This window comes from Peteryoungia desertarenae, from assembly GCF_005860795.2.
GTDB lineage: Bacteria > Pseudomonadota > Alphaproteobacteria > Rhizobiales > Rhizobiaceae > Allorhizobium > Allorhizobium desertarenae.
On the sequence record NZ_CP058351.1, the window covers coordinates 554,562 to 576,746 of the forward strand.

20 protein-coding genes are annotated in these 22,185 nt (G+C 59.4%); 2 read left to right on the forward strand and 18 right to left on the reverse strand.

Annotated elements, in window-relative coordinates:
* Positions 1-334: 334 nt before the first annotated feature.
* The 6 genes from FE840_RS19930 to FE840_RS19955 form a co-directional block, all read right to left on the reverse strand.
* Entirely contained in the window at positions 335-1,063 is a 729-nt protein-coding gene (locus FE840_RS19930) for a FadR/GntR family transcriptional regulator (protein ID WP_138287697.1), read from the reverse strand.
* Complete coding sequence (gene yjfF, locus FE840_RS19935) at positions 1,060-2,040, reverse strand: galactofuranose ABC transporter, permease protein YjfF (protein WP_138287696.1); 981 nt, start codon at positions 2,038-2,040, stop codon at positions 1,060-1,062. The genes FE840_RS19930 and yjfF overlap by 4 nt, the downstream gene beginning before the upstream one ends.
* Positions 2,037-3,098, reverse strand: a complete 1,062-nt coding sequence (locus FE840_RS19940) for an ABC transporter permease (RefSeq protein WP_138287695.1) — start codon at positions 3,096-3,098, stop codon at positions 2,037-2,039. The genes yjfF and FE840_RS19940 overlap by 4 nt, the downstream gene beginning before the upstream one ends.
* Positions 3,095-4,618 (reverse strand): sugar ABC transporter ATP-binding protein, encoded by a 1,524-nt coding sequence (locus FE840_RS19945; RefSeq protein ID WP_138287694.1) that lies wholly within the window; start codon positions 4,616-4,618, stop codon positions 3,095-3,097. Before FE840_RS19945 ends, FE840_RS19940 begins: the two co-directional genes overlap by 4 nt.
* A 105-nt stretch (positions 4,619-4,723) precedes the next feature.
* Entirely contained in the window at positions 4,724-5,686 is a 963-nt protein-coding gene (gene ytfQ, locus FE840_RS19950; RefSeq protein ID WP_138287693.1) for a galactofuranose ABC transporter, galactofuranose-binding protein YtfQ, read from the reverse strand.
* Positions 5,687-5,825: 139 nt separating this feature from the next.
* Positions 5,826-7,001, reverse strand: a complete 1,176-nt coding sequence (locus FE840_RS19955) for a Gfo/Idh/MocA family protein (protein WP_138287692.1) — start codon at positions 6,999-7,001, stop codon at positions 5,826-5,828.
* A gap of 182 nt (positions 7,002-7,183) precedes the next feature.
* On the opposite strand from FE840_RS19955, the gene FE840_RS19960 reads away from it, so the two are divergent.
* Positions 7,184-7,819: a CatB-related O-acetyltransferase gene (locus FE840_RS19960; protein WP_138287691.1), complete on the forward strand. Its 636-nt coding sequence runs from the start codon at positions 7,184-7,186 to the stop codon at positions 7,817-7,819.
* Between the two features lie 2 nt (positions 7,820-7,821).
* Here the strand turns inward: FE840_RS19960 and FE840_RS19965 are convergent, their stop codons facing one another.
* The 4 genes from FE840_RS19965 to FE840_RS19980 all read right to left on the reverse strand — a co-directional run bounded on the left by FE840_RS19965 (position 7,822) and on the right by FE840_RS19980 (position 12,670).
* Positions 7,822-8,874 (reverse strand): sugar phosphate isomerase/epimerase family protein, encoded by a 1,053-nt coding sequence (locus FE840_RS19965; protein ID WP_138287690.1) that lies wholly within the window; start codon positions 8,872-8,874, stop codon positions 7,822-7,824.
* A 140-nt stretch (positions 8,875-9,014) separates the two neighbouring features.
* The gene (locus FE840_RS19970; protein ID WP_138287689.1) at positions 9,015-9,968 is read right to left on the reverse strand and encodes a substrate-binding domain-containing protein; all 954 of its coding nucleotides are present in this window, start codon (positions 9,966-9,968) and stop codon (positions 9,015-9,017) included.
* 68 nt (positions 9,969-10,036) lie between these two features.
* Positions 10,037-11,047: an ABC transporter permease gene (locus FE840_RS19975; RefSeq protein WP_138287688.1), complete on the reverse strand. Its 1,011-nt coding sequence runs from the start codon at positions 11,045-11,047 to the stop codon at positions 10,037-10,039.
* A gap of 96 nt (positions 11,048-11,143) precedes the next feature.
* Complete coding sequence (locus FE840_RS19980) at positions 11,144-12,670, reverse strand: sugar ABC transporter ATP-binding protein (RefSeq protein ID WP_138287687.1); 1,527 nt, start codon at positions 12,668-12,670, stop codon at positions 11,144-11,146.
* 176 nt (positions 12,671-12,846) lie between these two features.
* Between FE840_RS19980 and FE840_RS19985 the strand changes: the two genes are divergently transcribed.
* Positions 12,847-13,866: a LacI family DNA-binding transcriptional regulator gene (locus FE840_RS19985; protein ID WP_138287686.1), complete on the forward strand. Its 1,020-nt coding sequence runs from the start codon at positions 12,847-12,849 to the stop codon at positions 13,864-13,866.
* Between the two features lie 336 nt (positions 13,867-14,202).
* On the opposite strand, the gene FE840_RS19990 is transcribed toward FE840_RS19985, so the two are convergent.
* From FE840_RS19990 to urtA, 8 genes are all read right to left on the reverse strand, one after another.
* Complete coding sequence (locus tag FE840_RS19990) at positions 14,203-15,234, reverse strand: IS110 family RNA-guided transposase (protein WP_138287685.1); 1,032 nt, start codon at positions 15,232-15,234, stop codon at positions 14,203-14,205.
* Positions 15,235-15,501: 267 nt separating this feature from the next.
* A complete protein-coding gene (locus FE840_RS19995; protein WP_138287684.1) occupies positions 15,502-15,837 on the reverse strand; it encodes an FmdB family zinc ribbon protein in 336 nt (111 codons plus the stop codon).
* Between the two features lie 68 nt (positions 15,838-15,905).
* On the reverse strand, positions 15,906-17,138 hold the full coding sequence (gene fmdA / locus FE840_RS20000; protein WP_138287683.1) for a formamidase: 1,233 nt from the start codon (positions 17,136-17,138) through the stop codon (positions 15,906-15,908).
* A 44-nt stretch (positions 17,139-17,182) separates the two neighbouring features.
* A complete protein-coding gene (urtE, locus tag FE840_RS20005) occupies positions 17,183-17,872 on the reverse strand; it encodes an urea ABC transporter ATP-binding subunit UrtE (protein ID WP_138287682.1) in 690 nt (229 codons plus the stop codon).
* Between the two features lie 9 nt (positions 17,873-17,881).
* Entirely contained in the window at positions 17,882-18,640 is a 759-nt protein-coding gene (gene urtD / locus FE840_RS20010) for an urea ABC transporter ATP-binding protein UrtD (RefSeq protein WP_246318956.1), read from the reverse strand.
* Between the two features lie 11 nt (positions 18,641-18,651).
* A complete protein-coding gene (urtC, locus tag FE840_RS20015; RefSeq protein ID WP_138287680.1) occupies positions 18,652-19,779 on the reverse strand; it encodes an urea ABC transporter permease subunit UrtC in 1,128 nt (375 codons plus the stop codon).
* An 11-nt stretch (positions 19,780-19,790) separates the two neighbouring features.
* On the reverse strand, positions 19,791-20,717 hold the full coding sequence (gene urtB, locus FE840_RS20020; protein WP_138287679.1) for an urea ABC transporter permease subunit UrtB: 927 nt from the start codon (positions 20,715-20,717) through the stop codon (positions 19,791-19,793).
* 76 nt (positions 20,718-20,793) lie between these two features.
* The gene (gene urtA / locus FE840_RS20025) at positions 20,794-22,056 is read right to left on the reverse strand and encodes an urea ABC transporter substrate-binding protein (RefSeq protein ID WP_138287678.1); all 1,263 of its coding nucleotides are present in this window, start codon (positions 22,054-22,056) and stop codon (positions 20,794-20,796) included.
* Positions 22,057-22,185: the final 129 nt, after the last annotated feature.

Sequence of the window (22,185 nt, forward strand, 5' to 3'; positions counted from 1 at the left end):
GCATCGGATTCATGTCGGCGATCCGGAACCTGCAAAGGGACCAACCGCGTCGCACCTGCTTCATCGATGGCAATGATCCGATGGCAGGTTCCGGGCGGACTCGGCTATCCGTCCAGATTCGCAAGCAAGCGCCCTGCTCGACCTCACGCTGCTGCATGCCGGGTATCCCGCGCTCATGGTCCGGAACAGCCATGCAGCAGGCCAGCCGCCCGAAGCGGCAGGACGCCAAACTGGAGCCTTTTCCACCACAGGCCGAAGCGGATATGAAACAAAACGGCTCTGTTTGCGGCACCAGGTTCAGTTATGGACCAATCAAGAAGTCAATTCCGACCCCTCACGTCAACCGCCCCCTGTCGTGCTCTATGGCAGCATTCATGGCCTCTCGAGCGGCAACTTCATCGCCTTGTTCAATGGCACTTGCCAGGGTCCGATGACACTCGAAAGTCTTGACAAGGGCTTCGGGGTCGACGGCCTCGCCTAGCGATCGGTAGGCAAGCGCGTGAGAAAGCTCGATGGCGCCGCTCAAGGCCCGGATGAAAGGGTTTCTTGCGGCATCCACAATGATGCGGTGCAGTTCGAAATCCGCCAGGGCAAAGTTTTGCAGCTGATCAAGAGACGTTTCCATCTGCCTGATCCAATAATACATCAGACGGGTTTGATCGGCTGTCCGGCGTCTGGCCATCTCCGCCGCCGCCTGCGGTTCAAGGGAATACCGCACCTCGAAGAGACCATTGATGAAGTCTGGATCCGGAGCAGCTTCAAGATGCCAGCCCAGGACCATGGGATCATAGAGACCCCATCGGCTCCTCCTGGAGACCTTTGTTCCGACTTTTGGCCTTGCTTCAAGAAGACCCTTGGCCTCAAGCGTCTTGAGTGCCTCCCGCAAGACGGTGCGCGACACGTCGAACTCGGCCATGAGTTCGGCATCATTGGGCAGTGTGGACCCGACCGGATAGCGCCCCGAAATCACATCCACGCCGATCTGGTTTATCACGTGGGAGTGGAAGTTGCGCGCTGCCGATCGCCCGAAAAGGGAGCGAAGCAGGCTCCCTGGTTCGCTCATATGGAGGCCTTCGAACTTCGCCGCGAGCCATTCTGCGCCGTGAAGACAAGCCGTTGCAGCAAGATGAACATAAACAAGAGGAAACCTATCGCGATCTTCGTCCACCAGCTGGACAGGGTACCGTCGAAGACAATATAGGTCTGGACAAGCCCTTGCAGCATAACGCCAATCAGGGTTCCGAAGACAAACCCATAGCCTCCTGTCAACAGTGTTCCGCCTATCACCACGGCCGCAATTGAGTCAAGTTCAATGCCGATTGCCGCAAGCGGATAGCCAGCGGACGTGTAAAGGGAATAGACGATACCCGCCATGCCGCCGAGGAAAGACGACAAGGCATAGATACCGATCGTGACCGGTCCGGTTGGCACGCCCATAAGAGCAGCCGAATTGGCGTTTCCACCAATCGCATAGACATAGGAACCGAACCGCGTCTTGTGCGCCACAAGCCCGAAGACGATGAAGGTTGCAACCATCAGGAGACCGATCGCACTCAGGCGACCGCCACCGGGCAATCTGATGTAGAGGGCCGAAATCGTGCGGTAGAAGTCATGATCGATCGGAATGGAATCCTGGCTGAGGACGGATGCAAGGCCGCGTGCCAGGAACATGCCGGCTAGTGTCACGATAAAGGGCGGAACCCGCAGGAAGTGGATGACCACGCCCATGGTGGCGCCGAAAACCGCTGCGAGTGCAAGGACGATGGCGAAGACGGCAAGCGGATGCATGCCGATCCAGGTGATCAGGATGGCTGTGATCACACCTGTCAGACCAATGACGGCACCGACAGACAGATCGATTCCACCGGAAATGATGACAAAGGTTGCGCCAACGGCAGCGATGCCGAGAAAGGCATTGTCGGTCAGCAGATTGCCCAAGACGCGGGTCGACCACATGGCTGGAAATTGAAAGACGCAGACGGCATAGGCCACGATGAAGATGAAGGTGGTGGCTGCCAAAGGTCGGTAACGCGGATTCATGGTCTCTGCCCCATAGTCTCTTGCCCGGTGGTGGCCTTGCCATCCCGATGAGTTGCCGCAGCTGGCGGCTGCTTCCTCAGCTGAAGCCGTCTCTTGATGCCAAAGACCAGGCGGTCGGATTGCAGCACGAGAATGATGATGATCATGCAGGCTTTGACGATCAGATTGAATTCGGGCGGAAAGCCCGAAACAAGAACGCCTGTGTTCATCGCCTGAATGATCATCGCACCGATGACCGACATCGGAATGGAGAAGCGCCCACCCATCAGCGAGGTGCCACCAATGACCACGGCAAGGATCGCATCCAGTTCCAGCCAGAGGCCGGCATTGTTGGCGTCGGCGCCTCGAATGTCTGCCGCCGCGATGATGCCGGCGGTGGCAGCGCAAAAGCCACCAAAGGCATAGGCACTCAGCACGACAAGCCTGCTGCGAAGACCGGCATATCCGGCGGCCGAAAGATTTGTGCCGACGGCTTCAATGAAGAGGCCGATCGCCGTTCGGCGCATGATCAGGTGGGCCGATAGCATCAGAAGGATCGCGATGACTGCCGGCATCGGAAGACCAAGAACGGATCCGGTTCCGACGAAAATGAGCGCCTGATCGGAAAACGTGACGATGGAACCCTCTGTGATCAACTGGGCTATTCCGCGGCCTGCAACCATAAGGACCAGCGTCGCGACGAAGGGCTGTATCCCCAGATAGGCCACGAGGAAGCCATTCCAGATACCGAAGGCAAGTCCGACGGAAAGCGCCAGCCCCAATGTGACAACAAGGGGTTGGCCATCCACGGCACAGGTCGCAGCGACAGCCCCGGCGACCGCCATGACGGCGCCGACGGACAGGTCGACACCCCGCGTGGCAATGATTGCGGTCATGCCGATTGCAAGGATGGCAACCGGCGCACCACGATTGATCACGTCGATCAGGCTGCCGAACAGGCGCCCATCCTGCCAGGTGATGTTGAAGAAGCCCGGGAAAACCAGCCAGTTGAAAAACAGAACCCCGACCAGCGCCAGCAATTGGGGAGAAAGAAGACGCGAGATGACCGGTTTTTTCATGCGACCACCTCTGGCTGCTGGGCGGCAATGGTCTGGACGATGACGCCCGGCGCTATGTCGGCACCATGCAGCTCTGCAACCATTTCCCTGTCGCGCATGACGATCACCCGAGACGAGTAGCTGACGATCTCGTCCAGTTCCGATGAGATGACGACGAGCGAGAGGCCATCTTCCCTCAGGCGGCTGATCATTCTGACGATTTCGGCATGGGCACCAACATCGATACCTCGCGTCGGCTCATCGAGAATCAGAAAACGCGGATCCGTTGCAAGCCACCTCGCCAGGATGACCTTTTGCTGATTTCCACCCGACAAGAGCTTGACCGGAAGCTCGATCGATGCCGTCCGGATATCGAGCGCCTCGACAAAACTTCCGGCGATCTCAAGCTGTTCGTCGCGGTTCAATGTCCGGAACCATCCAAGTCTCGCCTGCATGGCTATGACGATGTTCTCGCGCACCGACAGATCGCCGAAGATGCCGTCAACCTTGCGGTCTTCCGGACAGAAGCCGAAGCCCAGGCTCACGGCATCACGCGGATTGCGAACCGTCCTGGTTTGACCATCGATTTTGAGCGAACCGCTGTCCGCCTGATCGATGCCAAACATCAAGCGTGCCATCTCGGTACGTCCGGAACCAAGCAGGCCCGCTACACCGACGACTTCCCCACGATGGATCTTGAGATTGAAGGGTTTGACGCTGTTTTCAAGACCGAAGCCGGCAAACTCCATCAATGTGTCGCCCGGCTCACTCTCATCCGCAAGAATGTCAGGATGGTGGAAGGCCAGATCCTTTCCCAGCATCATGCGCACCAGAGATGTCCGGTCGACGGATGCGATGGTCTGTGTGCCCACAAGCAAGCCATTGCGAAGCACCGTAACCCTGTCGCAAAGCTCGAAAACCTGATCCAGAAAATGGGTGATGAAAACGATGGCAAGGCCACGTTCACGAAGCCTTCGAATGATCTCGAACAGTTTGTCGACCTCCGAGCGATCGAGACTGGCTGTGGGCTCGTCGAGGATGAGCACCTTGCCGGAAAGCTCGACAGCGCGCGCAATCGCAATGATCTGCTGAACGGCCACGGAAAATGTCGACAGTTCGGCTCTCGGATCGATTGCAAGACCGTAGCTGGACAGGATGTCTTCTGCCTCGCGCTCCATGCGCTTCCTGTCGACAAGACCAAGACGGTTTCTCGGCTGCCGCCCGATGAACAGGTTGTCCATGACGGTCATGTTGGGCAGAAGATTGACTTCCTGGTAGACGGTGCCGATTCCGGCAGCCTGTGCCTGTTGAGGGGTCGCAAAGCCTTGCCGATTGCCGTCGACGAGGATCGTGCCACCGTCAGGGCTGTAGGCGCCTGTCAGGATTTTGATCAGCGTCGATTTTCCGGCTCCGTTTTCTCCAAGCAGGGCGTGGACTTCGCCGCGATGGAAGGCAATATCGACACCATCCAGTGCAGTATGATTTCCGAATATCTTCGTGATGCCCGCAGCGGCCAGCACGATTGAGTTCTGCTCGAGCATCTTGCCTCCCCCTCGCCTAGAATCCGCCCTGGCCACCAGACCGGTACGGCCAAGGAATGCGACCCCGCCACCAGTAAATGGCGGGGTCGCACCCGGAAAGCTGGCTCAATAGCCGAGCCCCTTGCGGCTGTCATACTCACCCTGCGGATTGTCAGCGGGTGTGTAAAGCTTGGACTCGGTAATGATGAACTTCTCCGGTTGCGTGCCGTCCTTGAGATAGGCCTCGAGCGCATCAAATGCCGGACCTGCCATATTGGGGGTCAGTTCGACGGTTGCGTTTGCTTCGCCGGCGACCATGGCAGCGAAAATGTCAGGCACGGCATCGATCGACACGACCAGAATGTCGGAGCCTGGCTTCAGGCCCGCATCCTTGATCGCCTGTATTGCGCCGACAGCCATGTCATCATTATGCGCATACATGGCGCAGATATCCTTGCCGCCATTTTCCGCCTTGAGAAAACCTTCCATCACTTCCTTGCCCTTGGCGCGGGTGAAATCACCGGTCTGGCTGCGGATGATCGTGATGTTGGCGTGATCTGCAATGGCCTCCTCAAAGCCCTTCTTGCGATTGATCGCGGGCGTCGAGCCAACCGTGCCCTGTAGTTCGACAACCTTGCAGGGCTTGTCACCAACCGTATCGACCAGCCACTGGCCGGCAACGCGGCCTTCCTTGACCTGATCAGAAGCGACAGAGGTCAGATAAAGATCTTGCGGCGCGTCGACCCCGCGGTCGAGAAGGATGACCGGGATCTCGGCCTCTTTCGCTTCAGCCAGGACGTCGTCCCAACCGGTCGCGACCACCGGAGCGACGAGTATGGCGTCGACGCCCTGGGCAATGAAACCGCGAAGAGCCTTGATCTGGTTTTCCTGCTTCTGCTGGGCATCGGCAAATTTCAGGTCGATGCCACGTTTTTCAGCTTCCTGTTTGGTGACCGATGTTTCGGCGGCCCGCCAGCCGGATTCAGAACCGATCTGCGAAAAGCCAACCGTCAGATCGGCGGCATAGGCAGAAGTGCAGGCGAGTGCAATCACGCTCGCGCCAAGCGCGAGCCTGCGAAGAAATGTCATGATGTCCTCCCTTGATGAAGGCATCGCCTCCACGATGCCTTCACTATCGATACTGAAAAGATGGGGGCCTGTAAACAGATAAAGTACTATTATATGTTGTGCAGTGCAGCAATTTCCTGACTCAAGGCCCGGGCAATAGTCAGCACAACTTCACCCAGCCGCCATTCTGCTTCGACGAGGCAATGCAGGCCTCGACGAAAGCCACGCCCTTCACGCCATCATCGACTGTCGGATAGACCACCGCCGCATCGACCGCAGTTCCGGCCTTGGCCGCATTGATGGCCGCCGCCGCTTCCGTGTAGATCGTCGCAAAGGCTTCGAGATAGCCTTCCGGATGACCGGAGGGGATGCGGGTGACGCGGGCTGCTGCCGCATTGGCGCCTGCCCCGCCGCGGGTGATCAGCTGTTTCGGCTCGCCGAGGCGGGTGAACCAGAGATAGTTCGGATCGGCCTGCGTCCATTCGATGCCGGCCCTGGTGCCATAGATGCGAACCTTCAAGCCATTCTCGTTGCCGGTCGCCACCTGGCTGCACCAGAGCAATCCCTTGGCGCCACCTTTGAAGCGCAGCATGACATGGGCATTGTCATCAAGCCGGCGGCCCTCGACGAAGGTGTGCACGTCGGCGGCCAGTTCATCGAGTTCGAGACCCGAGATGAAGGAGCCGAGATTATAGGCATGCGTGCCGATATCGCCGGTCGAGCCACCCGCCCCCGACTGCTTCGGGTCGGTGCGCCATTGAGCCTGCTTCTGGCCGGTCTGCTCGATCGGCTCGGCCAGCCAATCCTGCGGATATTCCATCTGCACCAGCCTGATATCGCCAAGCTCGCCGGAGCGCACCAGTTCGCGCGCATGCCGCACCATCGGATAGCCGGTGTAATTGTGGGTCAGAATGAAGAGCGCCTTCGCCTTGTCGGCAACCGCCTTCAGCGCCCTGGCATCTTCGAGATTGGAGGTCAGCGGTTTGTCGCAGATGACGTGAATGCCACGCTCCAGAAAGGCCTTGGCCGCCGGGAAATGCACATGGTTCGGCGTCACGATCGACACCGCCTCGATGCCATCGGGACGCGCCGCTTCCTTCTTAGCCATCTCCTCATAGGAGCCGTAGCAACGCTCCGGGTCGAGCCCGAGTTCGCGGCCCGAGGCCACCGACTTTTCCGGCGTCGAGGACAGCGCACCGGCGACAAGATCATACTGGTCATCAAGCCGCGCGGCCATGCGATGCACCGCACCGATGAAGGCGCCGGCCCCGCCGCCAACCATGCCCAGACGGATCTTCGGGGTCCGCTCGCCCGACTTGCTCGCTTCGATCGCCATATGCTTCCTCCTTGAAATGCTGTGTCTGGAGTTCGCTCTCCAGATCCGTTAAACTGACATCCGTAAAGAAGGATGCCCTGACAGTGAACATCTGAGATCCGCCTCGTCTGAGGCAAAGCATTTCAAACCGGCGTCAGCGATCAACGCGACGCTTGAAGCCTGCTTTTGCAAGGATCTCGACCATGCCTTTTCTCGACCGGAGACAACCCTATCCCATCACACTTGCCGACGGCACGCCCTATCGCGAGACCGTCCAGCTTGCTGCCGTCATCGACCATCCGCGCATGGAGATAGGCGACTACAGCTACTTCACCCATTCCGGCAGAACGGAAGAAACGGCGACGATTCTTGCGCCCTATCTCTATCCCTTCAGCCAGGAGCGTCTGGTGATCGGCCGCTTCGTGCAGATTGCCCGCGAGGCAATCGTCATCACCAGCTCGGCCAATCATGCCATGTCCGGCGTGACGACCTATCCCTTCCGTGTCTTCAGCCCTCAGACCATCGACGGCTACCGGGATCTGCCCTACCGGGACACCGTGATCGGCCACGACGTCTGGATCGGCCATGGTGCCACGATCATGCCGGGGGTTACGATCGGCCCGGGGGCCATCGTCGCCGCACGCGCCGTGGTCACCCGCGATATACCGCCCTACGCCATGGTTGGAGGCAATCCCGCAACCCTGATCCGCAAACGCTTCACGGATGCTGAAATCGGGGATCTCCTGACGCTTGCCTGGTGGGACTGGTCGCTCGACAGGATCGAGCGCGCCCTGCCTCACCTCGAGAGTGGCGATATCGCCGCCCTCAAGGCCGTTTAGTCTTAGAGGCCCAGCATCCGGCGGTTCGCCGCATCGTCGGTCCCGCCGGATGCGAAGTCGTCAAACGCCTTTTCGGTCACGCGGATGATATGCGCCCGGACGAAGTCTGCGCCTTCACGCGCGCCGTCTTCCGGATGCTTCAGCGCGCATTCCCATTCGACAACGGCCCAGCCATCGAAATCATTCGCGGCCATCTTCGAGAAAATCGCGCCGAAATCGACCTGGCCGTCGCCGAGCGAGCGGAAGCGGCCGGCCCGCTGTACCCAGCCCTGGTAGCCGCCATAGACGCCCTGCCGGCCTGTCGGATTGAACTCCGCGTCCTTGACGTGGAACATCTTGATCCGCTCCTTGTAGATGTCGATGTGGTCGAGATAGTCGAGGCATTGCAGCACGTAATGCGAGGGGTCATAGAGCATGTTGGCGCGGGAATGGTTCTTCACCCGCTCGAGGAACATCTCGAAGGTGACGCCATCATGCAGGTCCTCGCCCGGATGGATCTCGTAAGCGACGTCGACACCCTGCTCCTCGGCATAATCGAGGATCGGCAGCCAGCGGCGCGCCAGTTCGTCGAAAGCGGTCTCTATCAGGCCGGCCGGACGCTGCGGCCAGGGATAGATATAGGGCCAGGCCAGCGCGCCGGAAAAGGTGGCATGCGCCTTGATGCCGAGATGCTTGGAAGCCTTGAGCGCATACTTGACCTGTTGCACCGCCCATTCCTGGCGCGCCTTGGGATTCCCGCGCACTTCCGGTGCCGCAAAGCCGTCGAAGGCCTCGTCATAGGCCGGATGCACGGCCACCAGCTGACCCTGCAAATGGGTGGATAGCTCGGTGATCTCGACACCGTTCTGGCGAGCGACACCGGCAAGCTCGTCGCAATAATCCTTGGAATCTGCCGCCTTTTTCAGGTCCATCAGCTGGCCGGCCCAGGTCGGAACCTGCACGCCGACATAGCCCTTGTCCGCCGCCCATTTGGTAATTCCATCCCACGAATTGAACGGCGCGGCATCGCCCGCAAACTGACCGAGAAAGATCGCCGGACCCTTGATCGTCTTCATGAATTCTCCTCCCTGAGACTTCCTGCAACGTTTCCGTAACGGTTACAGGAGATGGAATTTCGACACAACGGCAATGATGCCGGAGACAGAAATCTGCCCAGAAAAATCCCGGGCAGATTGCGATCGCTCGCTTTTCCGGATCAGAAGGGTGAGTCCGGGAAGTAGTAGTTTTCAGCGTTGTCGGGCGTGATCAGCGTCGCGTCGAGCGTATAGGTGCCGTGGACCGGAACCGCGTCATAGATCGCGGCAGCCGTCAGTTCCATGGCAGTCCCCACCATCGACGGCGGATAGAGAACATTGACCGGAACCATCTTGTCGCCATCCATGACCTTCTTGATCATGTCCTTGGAACCGGCACCGCCAATGATGTACTGAATGTCCGTGCGGCCAGCCTGTTCGATCGCCTGGAGCACGCCAACGGCCATGTCGTCATCCTGGCACCAGACCACGTCGATCTTCGGATATTTGGTCAGATAGTCCTGCATCACCTTGAAGGCATCGTCGCGGTTCCAGTTGCCGAACTGGCGGTCGAGAACCTTGACGTTCGAGCCTTCAATGCCCTTGTCGAAACCGTCCTGGCGCTGCTGGTCGATCGGGATCGGCATGCCGCGGATGATGACGACTTCCGCGTCCGGATTGTTTTCCGCAATGTATTTGCCGGCCACTTCGCCGAGCGCCGGATTGTTGCCGGCCACATAGAGATCGCGCACCGTATTGTCATTGACCGACGGCGCGCGGTCGACGAGGGCAACGAACTTGCCGCTGTCCTTGAACTGGCGGATGGCGTTGACCAGCGGATCGGGATCGGTCGGCAGGATGACGAGCGCATCGATGCCCTGGGTCGCCAGATCCTGCACGGCATTGGCCTGGCTGGACGGATCGGCAGAGGTCTTGACGACGACGGTGAGGCCCGGGTGACGCTCCATCAGCTGCTTTGCGATACGTTCGGCATGATAGATAACGCCCGATGTCCAGCCATGCGTGGCAGCCGGGATGGAGACGCCGATTGTCTTGCTATCCTGAGCCTGTGCCGTGCCGAAGATCGACACGAGCGCGGTCATGGCAACAGCCATACCCAATAGTTTGTTGTGCATTGGTTTCCTCCCAAAGTAACCAGGGTCGAGTTTGAACGGACCGGGCGACCCTCCTGCCCGGTCGCGCGTCACGCCTTGCGCGCCAGCGACCGCTGGACGAGCATCGCGATGATGATGATCGTGCCCTGGATGGCGCCGATCAGATATTCGGAGATGAAGTTCGACAAGAGCATGATGTTGCCGACGAGTTCGAGGATGAAGGCGCCGCAGATCGTGCCCCAGACGCGCCCTGCCCCGCCCTTCAGCGCCGTGCCGCCGATGACGACGGCGGTGATCGCCTGCAGCTCCCAAAGAATGCCCGTGGTCGCGGAAGTCGAACCGAGACGCGGCACGTAGAGCAGCACAGCAATCGCCACGCACAGCCCCTGGATGACGAAGGCAATGGTGCGCACCCGGTCGACGGCGATGCCGGAATAGCGCGCGACATCGCGGTTCGAGCCGACGGCCACGACATGGCGGCCATAGCGCGTGCGATAGAGGATGACTGCGGCAATGGCGGTGACCACCAGAATGACGACAATCGGCACGGGCACACCCAGAATCGAGCCGAAATAGACCGGACGGTAGATCTCCTGCTGCACCGGATCGCGCAGCGTGATTGCGCCGCCCTGGGAAAGCCAGGTGGTCAGGCCGCGATAGATGCCCATCGTGCCAAGCGTCGCGATGAAGGGCTCGATCTTGCCGATGGTGGTGATCAGGCCATTGGCGAGACCACAGAGCGAACCGATGATCACGGCAAGCGCCATGGCGGCTGCAATCATCAGGCCGGGATCGGCAATCGCGCCGGAATTCATGAACAGGATCATCAGGCTCGCGACAAAGGCCACCATCGAACCGACCGAGAGATCAAGATCGCCTGAGGAGATGACGAAAGTTGCCCCGACGGCAATGATCGCAATGAAAGCGGAGCGGGTCGCGACATTGGCGAGGTTCGTGAGGCCGATGAAATTCGGGTTCACCAGCGCCCCGACGATCAAAAGGATCAGCAGCGCCGCAAACGGTGCGACCGCCCGCAGGTCAATATCGCGCCAGATGCGGCGGCCATGGACAGGGGCAGCTTTGTCAATTTCGGCAGTCATGGTCGTCCGTCTCCTCCCGCGCGCCTGCTGTTGAAGGTCGCGCACCCCAAAGTCTTCGTTTTCAAGCCAGGTCTTGCCGCCAGGCTTTGCACTGGATCAGCTCGCCATCTGCCGCCTCAAACCGGCGGCGTAGCGCATGATCACCTGTTCGTTGATCTCGTCGCCCTCGAGCAGACCGACCATCCGGCCCTCGCGCATCACGGCCACCCGCGTGCAGAGCCCGATCACCTCGGGCATTTCCGAGGAAATCACGATGATCGAGCGTCCCTCGCGGGCGAGTGCTGCAATGAAGTGATAGATCTGCTGCTTGGTCCCGACATCGATACCGCGCGTCGGCTCGTCGATGATGATCACGTCGGGCTCGACTTCCATGATCTTGGCGAGCAGGAGCTTCTGCTGGTTGCCGCCGGACATGCGCCCGACCCGCACCTTGTCGTCGCGCACGCGGATGTCGAAACGCCGCCTGGCACGCGCCATGGCCTTGGCCTCGCTTGCGGGATCGAGGTAACCGTGACGCACGTGATTGTCCATCGACTGCAGCGTCAGGTTCGCGGTCATGCCTTCGCCGAGCAGCAAGCCCTTGCCCTTGCGATCCTTGGTCATATAGGCGAGCCCGCGCCGGTTCGCCTCGCGAAAATCCTGCTGGTCCAGCAGGGCACCTTTCAGCCAGACCTCCCCGGACAGGCGCGGACGAAGCCCCGCCACCGCCTCCATCAACTCCGTTCGTCCAGAACCGATCAGCCCGGAAAAGCCCAGCACCTCGCCGCGCTTCAGATCGAAACTGGCATTCCTGACGAAGCCGGTTGTGAGATCTTTGACCGACAGCACGATCTCTTCATCGACATCGGGCTCGTGCTTGTTGGGATAGAGGCTCGACAATTCGCGACCGACCATCAGCTGGGCAATCGCCTCGCTGTCGAGTGCCGATGTCGGTGCGGTCTTGACCCACTGACCGTCGCGCAGAACCGTGACCCGGTCGGTGAGCTCCATGACTTCGTCGAGCTTGTGGGAAACAAAGACGAAACTTGTTCCGCCGGCCCGCAGCTTGCGCACCTGATCGAACAGCACTTCCGTTTCATCGCGCGAGAGCACCGCCGTCGGCTCGTCCATGAAGACGATGCGCGCCTTGCGGCTGATCGCCTTGGCGATCTCCACCATCTGCTTGTCGGCGACGGCGAGCGAACTGATCAGCGCATTCTCGTCGATCCTGGAACCCAGCTGATCCAGCACCCGCCGCGCCTCGGTGCGCATCACCTTGCGGTCGAGCATGCCGAAGCGTGTGACCTCGCGACCGAGAAACAGGCTCTCGGTAACGGTCAGATGGTCGGCAAGATTGAATTCCTGGTGGATCAAGACGATGCCGAGCGCTTCGGCAGCGCCATTGGCCGGCAGCGTCACCGGCTCGCCGTCGAGCAGGATGCGGCCCGCCGTCGCCTGCTCGAAGCCCGAGAGGATCTTGACCAGCGTCGATTTGCCCGCGCCGTTTTCGCCCATCAGCGCGTGCACTTCGCCCGGCAGCACGTCAAAATCCACGCTGAACAGTACCTGCACGTCGCCAAATGATTTGGAGATACGCTCCGCCACGAGCACGGGTATCCGTGCCTCGCCACCAACCGATGTCATGCTACCCTCCCGGCGGCTCCTCAACCGCTTATGTCACCCCGTGTAAACCTTTACATGAGCAATGTAAAGGTTTACATCGCCATTCACACGAGAGATTTTGTTCCATCTCCGCTTTCGCAGACGCAGCAGGAAATGTAAGGTCGCAACGATTCCAGTCGGATAGGGGATAAGGCCGCGTGCCGGAGCAAGCACCAGCGACGATCGAGGACGTGGCGCGCATCGCGGAAGTGTCGATCGCGACGGTGAGCCGAGCAATCCACACCCCGGACAAGGTGGCGCAATCCACCCGCCAGCGGGTAAACCAGGCAATTGCCATCACCGGCTATACGACCAATGCCATGGCGCGCTCGCTGCGCATGGGCCGGTCGAACATGATCCTGATCCTGGCCCCCGATATCGGCGACCCCAACTTCTCCTCGACGCTGATCGGGCTGGAAAACGAGGCGCGTGCCCATGGCTTCGGCGTCCTGATCGGCCACACCCAGAACGACCCCGAACGCGGCCTGGAATATCTGAAATTCTTGAATTCGGGCCAGGCCACTGGGCTGGTGCTCTTCACCGGCCACGAGCCCTTCGGCCATCAGGTGGTCGGCCAGCGCCTGCCGCCGTCCGTCGCCGTCTTCGAACCTGTCTTCGGCTCGAAGATCTCCTATGTCGGTGTCGATGATGTCGCGGGTGCTCGGAAAGCTGCGGAGCACCTGCTCTCTGCCGGCCACCGTTCCATCGCCTTTGTCGGCGACAGCAAGACAAGGCTCGGCCACCAGCGCCGCCGCCAGGGTTTTGACATCGCGCTTGACGCCGCCCGCATCCCGCCGGGGAGCCGCTTTATCCTCGAAGGCGAAGGCACGATCGAAAGCGGACGCCTCGCCGTCGAGCAGCTCTTCATGCGCGACACCCTGCCCACCGCCTTCATGTGCGTCAACGACGCCACCGCCGTCGGCGTGATCAACGGCCTCAACGCGCGCGGCTATGACCTGCCGCAAGACTTCTCCGTCATCGGTTTCGACGACGTACCCCAGGCCACCTATGTCAATCCGGCGCTGACCACCATCCGCCAGCCCCGCACGGCGATCGGCCGCCAGGCCATGTCGCTCTTGATCAAGTCCCTCTCCGACCGTCCCGTCGAGCCCCGGGAAATCCTGCTGATGCCGGACCTGATCGTGCGCGGCTCGGTCACGGGGCCGCAAAGGCGCTAGGGAAGGGTTGTCTAATTGCATGTCATTAGTCAAGGCCGTTGATCAGCCGGCGACCTCACGTGTTGCAGGGTATGCAACGCGATATTTATATGACCGAGTCGGGCCTCTGCGTCATTGTTTGCTACTAAGCTATCCGCGCCGGGAGCAGGGTTGTCTCCGCGGTCAACACTTGGTCGCCGCATAATGGGCCTTCGCAGGGTGGATCTTCCTATGTTTAAGGCGCAGTCTCGTTCGAGCTGCGGCCAAACTGGCGGAATGACCCAACCCACGTCCACAGCAGGGACGCTCAGCGTCTCAATCAGGTTTGACGCGCTGAGGTGAGTCGGCTGGCTTCGCTTATGCGGGAGCGCCAGCCGATGGATTAAATACTTCCCCCGTTTTGAGCATGCTGTGCATGATGACTGCGAGCTTTCTCGCGACAGCGACCGCAGCGCGCTTGAAGCCTAACCGCTCACGCAGTTTGAGCCCCCAATCTCTCAGACTGCACTCGATCGAAGTTGTGGCTCTCGTCAGGAGCACGGTTGCCGCTTCGTAAAGAAGTCCCCGCAGGTGATTGTCTCCTCGCCGTGAGATACGGCTGTTATAGTCAACCTCGCCCGACTGATAGCGCCGTGTTGTCAGCCCAAGCCAAGCGCCAACGGAGCGTGACGTTCGGAAGTTTTCTGGATTTTCGATCGCGGCAACGTAAGACACGGCCGTGACGGCACCAACGCCCGGGATCGTCATCAAAAGCTTGGTAGCCTCGCTCTCTCTCGCCGCTGCGAGCAACTGATGACCAAGATCGGCCGCGCGCTTGCGTATGTCGCGCCACGCATCGAGCAGAGGCAGTAGGATCTGTGCCAGGCTGTAATTTCCATCCAACAGTTTCCGCACATTACCATCAAATACACGACCTGTTCCCTTTGGGACAATAAGACCGAACGTCTTCATCAGGCCGCGGATTTGGTTGCTGAGCTGAGTTGTGATTCCCAAAAGTTGATTTCGCGCCGCCACCAGTGTGCGCGTCAGCATGCTGTCGAAAGACTTTACCCGAACGACCTTGTAAAAGTTCGCTTCTGCCAACTGAGCTAGACCATCCGCATCATTGGCATCAGTCTTGTTGAGCGTCTCGTTCAGGACCTTTTGCGCGTGTCGAGCTTCTATGCAGATCGCAGGAAGCCCTTCGGCTGTCAGCGCATGATAGAACCACGTCGACAATGGCCCCGTCTCGAATACAACGCGCTTTGGGTGCGGGGCGTGCTTACGGATCATCTGCGCCAGAAGTTTTGGATCCGAAGGGCACTTCCCGCGCCAGACCCGCCTACCGCCTTGTCGGATTGAGATTGCGGTATCTTTCAATGAAACATCAAGCCCAATATACTGGTTCATGGTTGCCTCCATTCGATGTGTGGGCCCGGTTCCAATCGTGAGCCCGTATTTCCATCTTATCGGGGGCAACCACCTCTGCTAGCCATTGCTGAGAAAATGGCCATGGAGTGAACCGCTCCGCGATTACCCCATGTTTAAGGAACGCAGGTTCATGGGTGGATGGTTGAGCATGCAGAAATTCAAGATGAGACCAGAGCCACCCTCCCGGCAGCACATTGTGGACTGATGAAGCGTGATCGCCACTTCAGCGATCGCTTTCCGTCCGGATCAATGGCTGATCATCCAGGGTCTGGCCGAGGGAAATGTCTTTGCACCATCGGCGCGAAACACTGTTTTGGATTTTTTGGACACGCCACTGCAGCAACCGCAGCCCGGGCCGTGGCCTAGCGACTTCGACGTCTTCGGCGCATGGGCAGCCTTTTCGTTGGTGCCGATCGCAGTGCGGGTTGCATTGTCCATGAGGGCAAAGAAGGGCGTCGAGAAGAAAGCCCTTGGGGATGCCGTTCCACAGTGCGGACAATCACAGGGTTCGGCCGAGATGGCCATTGGACGGCTCTCAGTGAAACCGCCACAATCAGGGCAGTTGTAATCGTAATTCGGCATGGTCTGTTGTCCCTAAGGTCAGCTTTGCTTTCTGGAGGACGCGGACCAGCCGCGCCCTCCCCTCATCCTCAAAGGTCGGGCGCAAGCGGCACGTCGATCTTGCCGTCGAGGAACTTCTTCGGCCCGTCCGCGCCGGGCTTCATGTCGAATTCGAAGATGTCGAGCGGCAGCCAGAGCGTGGCGCAGGCATTCGGAATATCGACCACGCCCGAGATATGCCCCTGGACCGGGGCCGTGCCGAGGATCGCATAGGCCTGCGCCCGGGTGTAGCCAAACTTGGTCATGTATTCGATCGCGTTCAGGCAGGCCTGGCGATAGGCGATGTGGACGTCGAGATAATGCTGCTTGCCACTCTCGTCGACGGAGATCCCTTCAAAGATCAGGTAGTCGTCATATTTCGGCGTGATCGGCGACGGCCGGAAGATCGGGTTCTTGATCCCGTATTTGGCCATGCCGTCCTTGATCAGCGACACCTTGATATGCAGCCAGCCGGCCATTTCGATCGCGCCGCAGAAGGTGATCTCGCCGTCGCCCTGGCTGAAATGCAGGTCGCCCATCGAAAGACCGGCACCGTCGACATAAACAGGGAAATAGATCTTGGAACCGCGCGACAGGTCCTTGATGTCGCAATTGCCGCCATGTTCACGCGGCGGCACGGTGCGCGCACCTTCGGCGGCAGCCTTGTCGCGCGCCTCGCCCTTTAGGCTGCCCATATGGGCGGTATCTCCGCCATCCGGCAGGGCAGCGAGCGGGGGAACGCGGGCCGGATCAGTGTCGAACAGTGCCTTCTCGCGGCTGTTCCACATGTCGAGCATCTTGTGATCCGGCAGGCAACCGATCAGGCCTGGATGGATGAGGCCTGCATATTTGACACCTGGCACATGGCGCGAGGAGGTAAACATGCCGTGGAAGTCCCAGATCGATTTCTGTGCCTCGGGGAAATGCTCGGTCAGGAAGCCGCCGCCATTCTTCTTGGAGAAGAAGCCGTTGAAGCCCCAGAGAGAGTTGTCGAAGGCGCCGATATCGAGGATGTCGACGACCAGCAGGTCGCCCGGTTGAGCCCCCTTGACCCCAATCGGCCCGGACAGGAAATGCACCTGGCTGAGATCGACATCGCGCACATCGGCGGCATCGTCGTCATTCTTGATCTGGCCGCCGGTCCAGTCATAGGTCTCGACCAAGAAATCATCCCCCGGCTCTACCCAGCAGGCCATTGGAATGTCTGGGTGCCAGCGGTTGTGGATCTTCTCGTTGGTGTAGGGCGATTGGCTGAGATCGACCTTGATCAGGGTATCAGGCATGGCTTGCTCCTTCCTTGGATGTGAAGCGGCTGGGTTTCGTTTGATCAGACGGAGAGGAAGCTGGAGACGCGCGCCTCGTCGATGCCGGCGCGCGGGGCCTCATGGACGAATTCGCCCTTTTCGATGACCAGCACCCGGTCGGCCATGTCGAGGGCAAAGCTCAACACCTGTTCGGAGACGACGATGGAAAGGCCGATCTCGTCGCGGATCCGGCACAGCGTTCGCGCCATCTCCTTGATGATCGATGGCTGGATGCCTTCGGTCGGCTCGTCGAGCAGCAGGACCTTCGGCTTTGATGCCAGTGCGCGGGCAATCGCCAGTTGCTGCTGCTGACCGCCGGAGAGATTGCCGCCGCGCCGCCCCTTCATCTCCAGCAATACGGGAAAGAGTTCGTAGATCTGGCCGGGTACGGACCTTTCGCCGGTCACGGACAGCCCGGTTTCGATGTTCTCCTGGACGGTGAGCGTTGAGAAGATCATCCGCCCCTGCGGTACATAAGCGAGGCCTTTGGCCACGCGTTCGTAGCTTTCAAGCCGCTCGACCGGGGTCTCGCCGATCCGGATCGATCCGGCTGCAGAAGGGACAACTCCCATCAAGGACTTCATCAGTGTCGTCTTGCCCATTCCGTTGCGGCCCATGATGGCGACGATCTCGGCGGGTTTGACGTCGAAGGACAGGCCGTGAATGACTTCGCTCTGGCCGTAGCTGACCTTCAGTTTTTCGACACACAGCATGACGTTCTCCTAGTGCCCCAGATAGACTTCGATGACCTTAGGGTCGTTCTTGACCCGCTCCATGCTGCCTTCCGACAGGACCTTGCCCTGGTGCAGCACTGTGACACGGTGGGCGATGTCCTCGACGAATTTCATGTCGTGCTCGATGACGATGACCGACTGGTTCTTTGTGATCGTGTTGAGGAGTTCCGCCGTCTTGATGCGCTCGGCAACGCTCATGCCGGCGACAGGCTCATCCAGCATCAGCAGCCGCGGCTTCTGGATGAGCAACATGCCGATTTCGAGCCACTGCTTCTGTCCATGGCTGAGGATCGCCGCGTCGGTGTTCAGATGATCCTTGAGGAAAATCAGCTCGGCCACTTCCTCGACCCGCTCGATCACCTCGCGGTCGCGTCGGAATGTGAGCGCGCCGAAGACCGACCGGCCCTGCGGAAAGGAGAGTTCGAGGTTCTCGAAGACGGTCAGGTCCTCGTAGATGGACGGGTTCTGAAACTTGCGGCCGACACCCGCATGCACGATCTCGTGCTCGCGCATGCGGGTGAGCTCGCGCCCATCGAACCTTATGGAGCCGGATGTCGCCTTTGTGCGTCCGCAGATGAGGTCGAGCACTGTGGTCTTGCCGGCCCCGTTTGGGCCGATAATCACACGGATCTCGTTCTCATCGACGTAAAGGGAGAGATCATTGACTGCCTTGAAACCGTCGAATGAGACCGTAAGTGCGTCGATGCTGAGAATGAAGTCGTTGGCTGTTTGAGCACTGGCTTGCATGATCGCCTCCCTCATTCTGCCGCTTGTGGCTGTGCGAGAGGGCGCCGCTTGCGCAGGCTTGCAAAGAGGCGAGCAAAGAAGGGTTCCACATGCTCCTTGACCAGACCGGCAAGGCCATAGGGAAAGGCCATGACAACAGCGATGAACAGACCGCCCATGGCAAACAGCCAGAGTTCTGGGAAGCTCTCGGAAAAGGTCGTCTTGGCAGCATTGACGAGCAGCGCGCCATAGATCGCCCCGAACAGCGACAGGCGTCCGCCAACGGCCGCAAAGATCACCATCTCGATCGAGGGTACGATGCCGACAAAGGAGGGTGACATGAAGCCGACCTGGAGCGTGAACATGGCACCACCGATGGCAGAGATGGCAGCCGCCAGGCAGAAAATGAAAATCTTGAAATTGGCGACGTCATAACCGGAGAAGCGGACGCGATCCTCGCGGTCACGCATGGCGATCAGCAACCGACCGAATTTCGAGATGCGAACCGCCTGGGCCAGAATGAGAACCCCGATCAAAAGCACGGCATTGACGAAGTAGAGGATCAGCTTGGCCTCGTCGGTACGGATGTCCCAACCGAGCAGGGTTCTGAGATCGGTGATTCCGTTGACACCACCGGTATAGCCCTGTTGTCCGATGATCAGGATCGTCAGGATGGCCGCAACCGCCTGGGTGATGATGGCAAAATAGACCCCCCCGACGCGCCGCTTGAACATGGCGGTACCGATGATGAAGGCAAAGATCGAGGGAACCAGAATGATGGCGAGGATCGTGAATGGGAAGGAATAGAAAGGTTCCCACCAGGACGGCAGAGCCGTGATCTGGTTCCAGTCCATGAAATCCGGGATTCCAGGTGTGGATTGAATGCTCGTCGCTTCCGGCGTCGATGCTTCAAGCTTGAGGAACATGGCCATGCAGTAGCCACCAAGGCCAAAGAAGATCCCCTGGCCAAGGCTCAAGATTCCGCCATTGCCCCAGAGGAGGACCAGTCCGATCGCCACGAACGCGTATGTCAGATATTTGCCGATCAGGTTCAGCCGGAAGATATCAAAGGCCAGGGGGAGAATGAGAAGAAGCAGCGTCGAGAGAATGGCGAAATAGAACCATTCCTTGCGCGAGAAGAGAAAGCCGACAACGGGCATGGGAGGTCTCCTTAGCGGCGTATGTTGAGGGAGAAGAGGCCTTGCGGGCGCAACATCAGGATGCCGACCACAGTCAGAAGCGTCAGGACCTTGGCCATGGAGCCGCTGAGGAAGAACTCCAGTGTCGACTGGGCCTGCGAGATGGTGAAGGCCGATGCGATCGTACCGATCAGGCTGCCCGCACCGCCGAACACGACCACCAGGAAAGTGTCGACAATATAGAGCTGTCCTGCGGTGGGTCCGGTCGAGCCGATCATGGTAAAGGCAGATCCCGCTATACCGGCGATCCCGCAGCCAAGGCCGAAGGTCATGCGGTCTACCTTCTTGGTATTGATGCCGACAGCACCCGCCATGACCCGGTTCTGGACGACAGCGCGCACACGCTTGCCCCAGGATGAGCGATACATGAGGAAATAGACACCAATGGAAATGACAATTGTCAGCGCCATCACGAATAGTCCGTTGATGGGGACTTCGATCATGTCGCTGACCGCGACAGATCCCATCATCCAGTCTGGCAAGGTGACGCCGACTTCGCGGGCGCCAAAGACAGAACGATAGAGCTGCTGGAGAACGAGCGACAGGCCCCATGTGGCCAGCAGGGTATCAAGTGGACGCCTGTAGAGATGACGGATCAGGGCCCATTCGACGAAAACGCCGAGGAGAAACGAGGCGACAAAGGCAAGCGCCATGGCGAGGAAGAAATAGATCGGGAATATGCCGGGCAGATAGGCCGTCACCAGAGTGGAGGTCAGATAGGTGACATAGGCACCGAGGATCATGAATTCCCCATGTGCCATGTTGATGACGCCCATCTGGCCGAAAATGATGGCCAGGCCGAGTGCCATCAGGACGAAGACGGAAAACAGGATCAGGCCAGCGAAACCTTGCATGGCCAGGATCGAAAAGAACTCGCTATAGGTAAAGTCGCCGATCATCGTGTCACCTCGCAGACCCTGAAGGAAATGGGAAAAAGGGGCCGACCGAAGCCGGCCCACAGGCGGGGATAACCGGTTATTGGTAGCCCTCAGGGAAGGGGTTCGGCTCCATCAACTCCGTTGTCTCGTAGACGACGTCATACTGACCGTCGGCGCGGGCGTGACCGATGCGGGTCTTCGACCAGAGGTGATGGTTTTCGTGGATCTTGACATAGCCTTCCGGCGCCGTTGTCAGTTCGATGCCGGGCGAGGCTTCCCGTACCTTGTCGATGTCGAAGGATCCGGCCTTTTCAACGGCCGCCTTCCAGAGCCATGGACCGAGATAAGCGGCCTGGGTGACATCGCCGATGACGATGTCGTCGCCCCACATCTTCTTGAATTCGGCAACAAAGGTCTGGTTGTTCTCGTTCGGCAGGCTCTGGAAATATTTCATGGCGGCATAGGCGCCGACCATGTTTTCCCCACCGATGCCGAGGATCTCGTCTTCGGTGACGGAAATCGTCAACAGCAGCGGCTTCTCCTTGGTCATATCGATGCCGGCAGCCTTCAGTTGCTTGTAGAAGGCGACATTCGAGCCGCCAACAACGATCGCATAGATCACATCAGGCTTGCGCAGCTTGATCTTGTTGATCACGGAATTGAACTGCGTATGGCCAAGCGGATAATACTCTTCGCCAACGACTTCGAGCCCGAGCTTTTCAATGTGCTTGCGGGCGATCTTGTTCGAGGTCCGCGGCCAGATATAGTCGGAGCCGAGCAGATAGAAACTCTTTGCGCCCTTCTCCTTCACCACCCAGTCAATGCCGGCAAGGATCTGCTGGGTTGCTTCCTGTCCCGTATAGATCACGTTTGGTGACTGCTCGAGCCCTTCGTAGAAGGTCGGATAGTAAAGCATCCCGTTATACTGCTCGAAGACCGGTAGAACGGCTTTTCGCGAAGCCGACGTCCAGCAGCCGAACACGGCTGCAACCTTGTCTTCAACCAAAAGCTTCTTGGCTTTTTCGGCAAAGGTCGGCCAGTCGGATGCACCGTCTTCCTGGATCACCTCGATCTGCCGCCCAAGAATACCGCCGCTGGCATTGATCTGCGCGATCGCCAGCTTCTCGGCCTGGACAGAACCGGTTTCGGAAATGGCCATGGTGCCCGTGACCGAGTGCAGGATACCGACCTTGACCGTGTCATCGGTGACGGCAAGTCCTGTCGTGTTGACGGCAGCCGTGGGGAAATCCTGTGCCATCAGCGGCGTGTTCAAGGCTGCAAGCAGCGGTATGGATGCTACGCCTGCAAGAAGTGCTCGACGGCTCAGGTTCATGGTGGGAAGTTTTCGATCGTCAGACATTGCGGTGCCTCCTGATGGCTGGAGTGGTTGACGCTTGAGCCGGGATCGACCCGACCAACTGGCGCTAACCTCGCCGCAGATTGTGCGACGCAACAATGGAGCATTTGACGTATGTCCACCCGGGTCTTT

Bases quoted from the DNA above. Each gene is read 5' to 3' on its own strand.
- urtB (WP_138287679.1), bottom strand. From the start codon at position 20,717: ATGATCGGCGACTTTACCTATAGCGAGTTCTTTTCGATCCTGGCCATG.
- FE840_RS19945 (WP_138287694.1), bottom strand. From the start codon at position 4,618: ATGCTCGAGCAGAACTCAATCGTGCTGGCCGCTGCGGGCATCACGAAG.
- urtC (WP_138287680.1), bottom strand. From the start codon at position 19,779: ATGCCCGTTGTCGGCTTTCTCTTCTCGCGCAAGGAATGGTTCTATTTC.
- FE840_RS19975 (WP_138287688.1), bottom strand. From the start codon at position 11,047: ATGACTGCCGAAATTGACAAAGCTGCCCCTGTCCATGGCCGCCGCATC.
- yjfF (WP_138287696.1), bottom strand. From the start codon at position 2,040: ATGAATCCGCGTTACCGACCTTTGGCAGCCACCACCTTCATCTTCATC.
- ytfQ (WP_138287693.1), bottom strand. From the start codon at position 5,686: ATGACATTTCTTCGCAGGCTCGCGCTTGGCGCGAGCGTGATTGCACTC.
- urtD (WP_246318956.1), bottom strand. From the start codon at position 18,640: ATGCAAGCCAGTGCTCAAACAGCCAACGACTTCATTCTCAGCATCGAC.
- fmdA (WP_138287683.1), bottom strand. From the start codon at position 17,138: ATGCCTGATACCCTGATCAAGGTCGATCTCAGCCAATCGCCCTACACC.
- FE840_RS19965 (WP_138287690.1), bottom strand. From the start codon at position 8,874: ATGAAGACGATCAAGGGTCCGGCGATCTTTCTCGGTCAGTTTGCGGGC.
- FE840_RS19980 (WP_138287687.1), bottom strand. From the start codon at position 12,670: ATGACATCGGTTGGTGGCGAGGCACGGATACCCGTGCTCGTGGCGGAG.
- FE840_RS19995 (WP_138287684.1), bottom strand. From the start codon at position 15,837: ATGCCGAATTACGATTACAACTGCCCTGATTGTGGCGGTTTCACTGAG.
- FE840_RS19940 (WP_138287695.1), bottom strand. From the start codon at position 3,098: ATGAAAAAACCGGTCATCTCGCGTCTTCTTTCTCCCCAATTGCTGGCG.
- FE840_RS19970 (WP_138287689.1), bottom strand. From the start codon at position 9,968: ATGCACAACAAACTATTGGGTATGGCTGTTGCCATGACCGCGCTCGTG.
- FE840_RS19960 (WP_138287691.1), top strand. From the start codon at position 7,184: ATGCCTTTTCTCGACCGGAGACAACCCTATCCCATCACACTTGCCGAC.
- urtE (WP_138287682.1), bottom strand. From the start codon at position 17,872: ATGCTGTGTGTCGAAAAACTGAAGGTCAGCTACGGCCAGAGCGAAGTC.
- FE840_RS19930 (WP_138287697.1), bottom strand. From the start codon at position 1,063: ATGAGCGAACCAGGGAGCCTGCTTCGCTCCCTTTTCGGGCGATCGGCA.
- FE840_RS19990 (WP_138287685.1), bottom strand. From the start codon at position 15,234: ATGAACCAGTATATTGGGCTTGATGTTTCATTGAAAGATACCGCAATC.
- FE840_RS19955 (WP_138287692.1), bottom strand. From the start codon at position 7,001: ATGGCGATCGAAGCGAGCAAGTCGGGCGAGCGGACCCCGAAGATCCGT.
- urtA (WP_138287678.1), bottom strand. From the start codon at position 22,056: ATGTCTGACGATCGAAAACTTCCCACCATGAACCTGAGCCGTCGAGCA.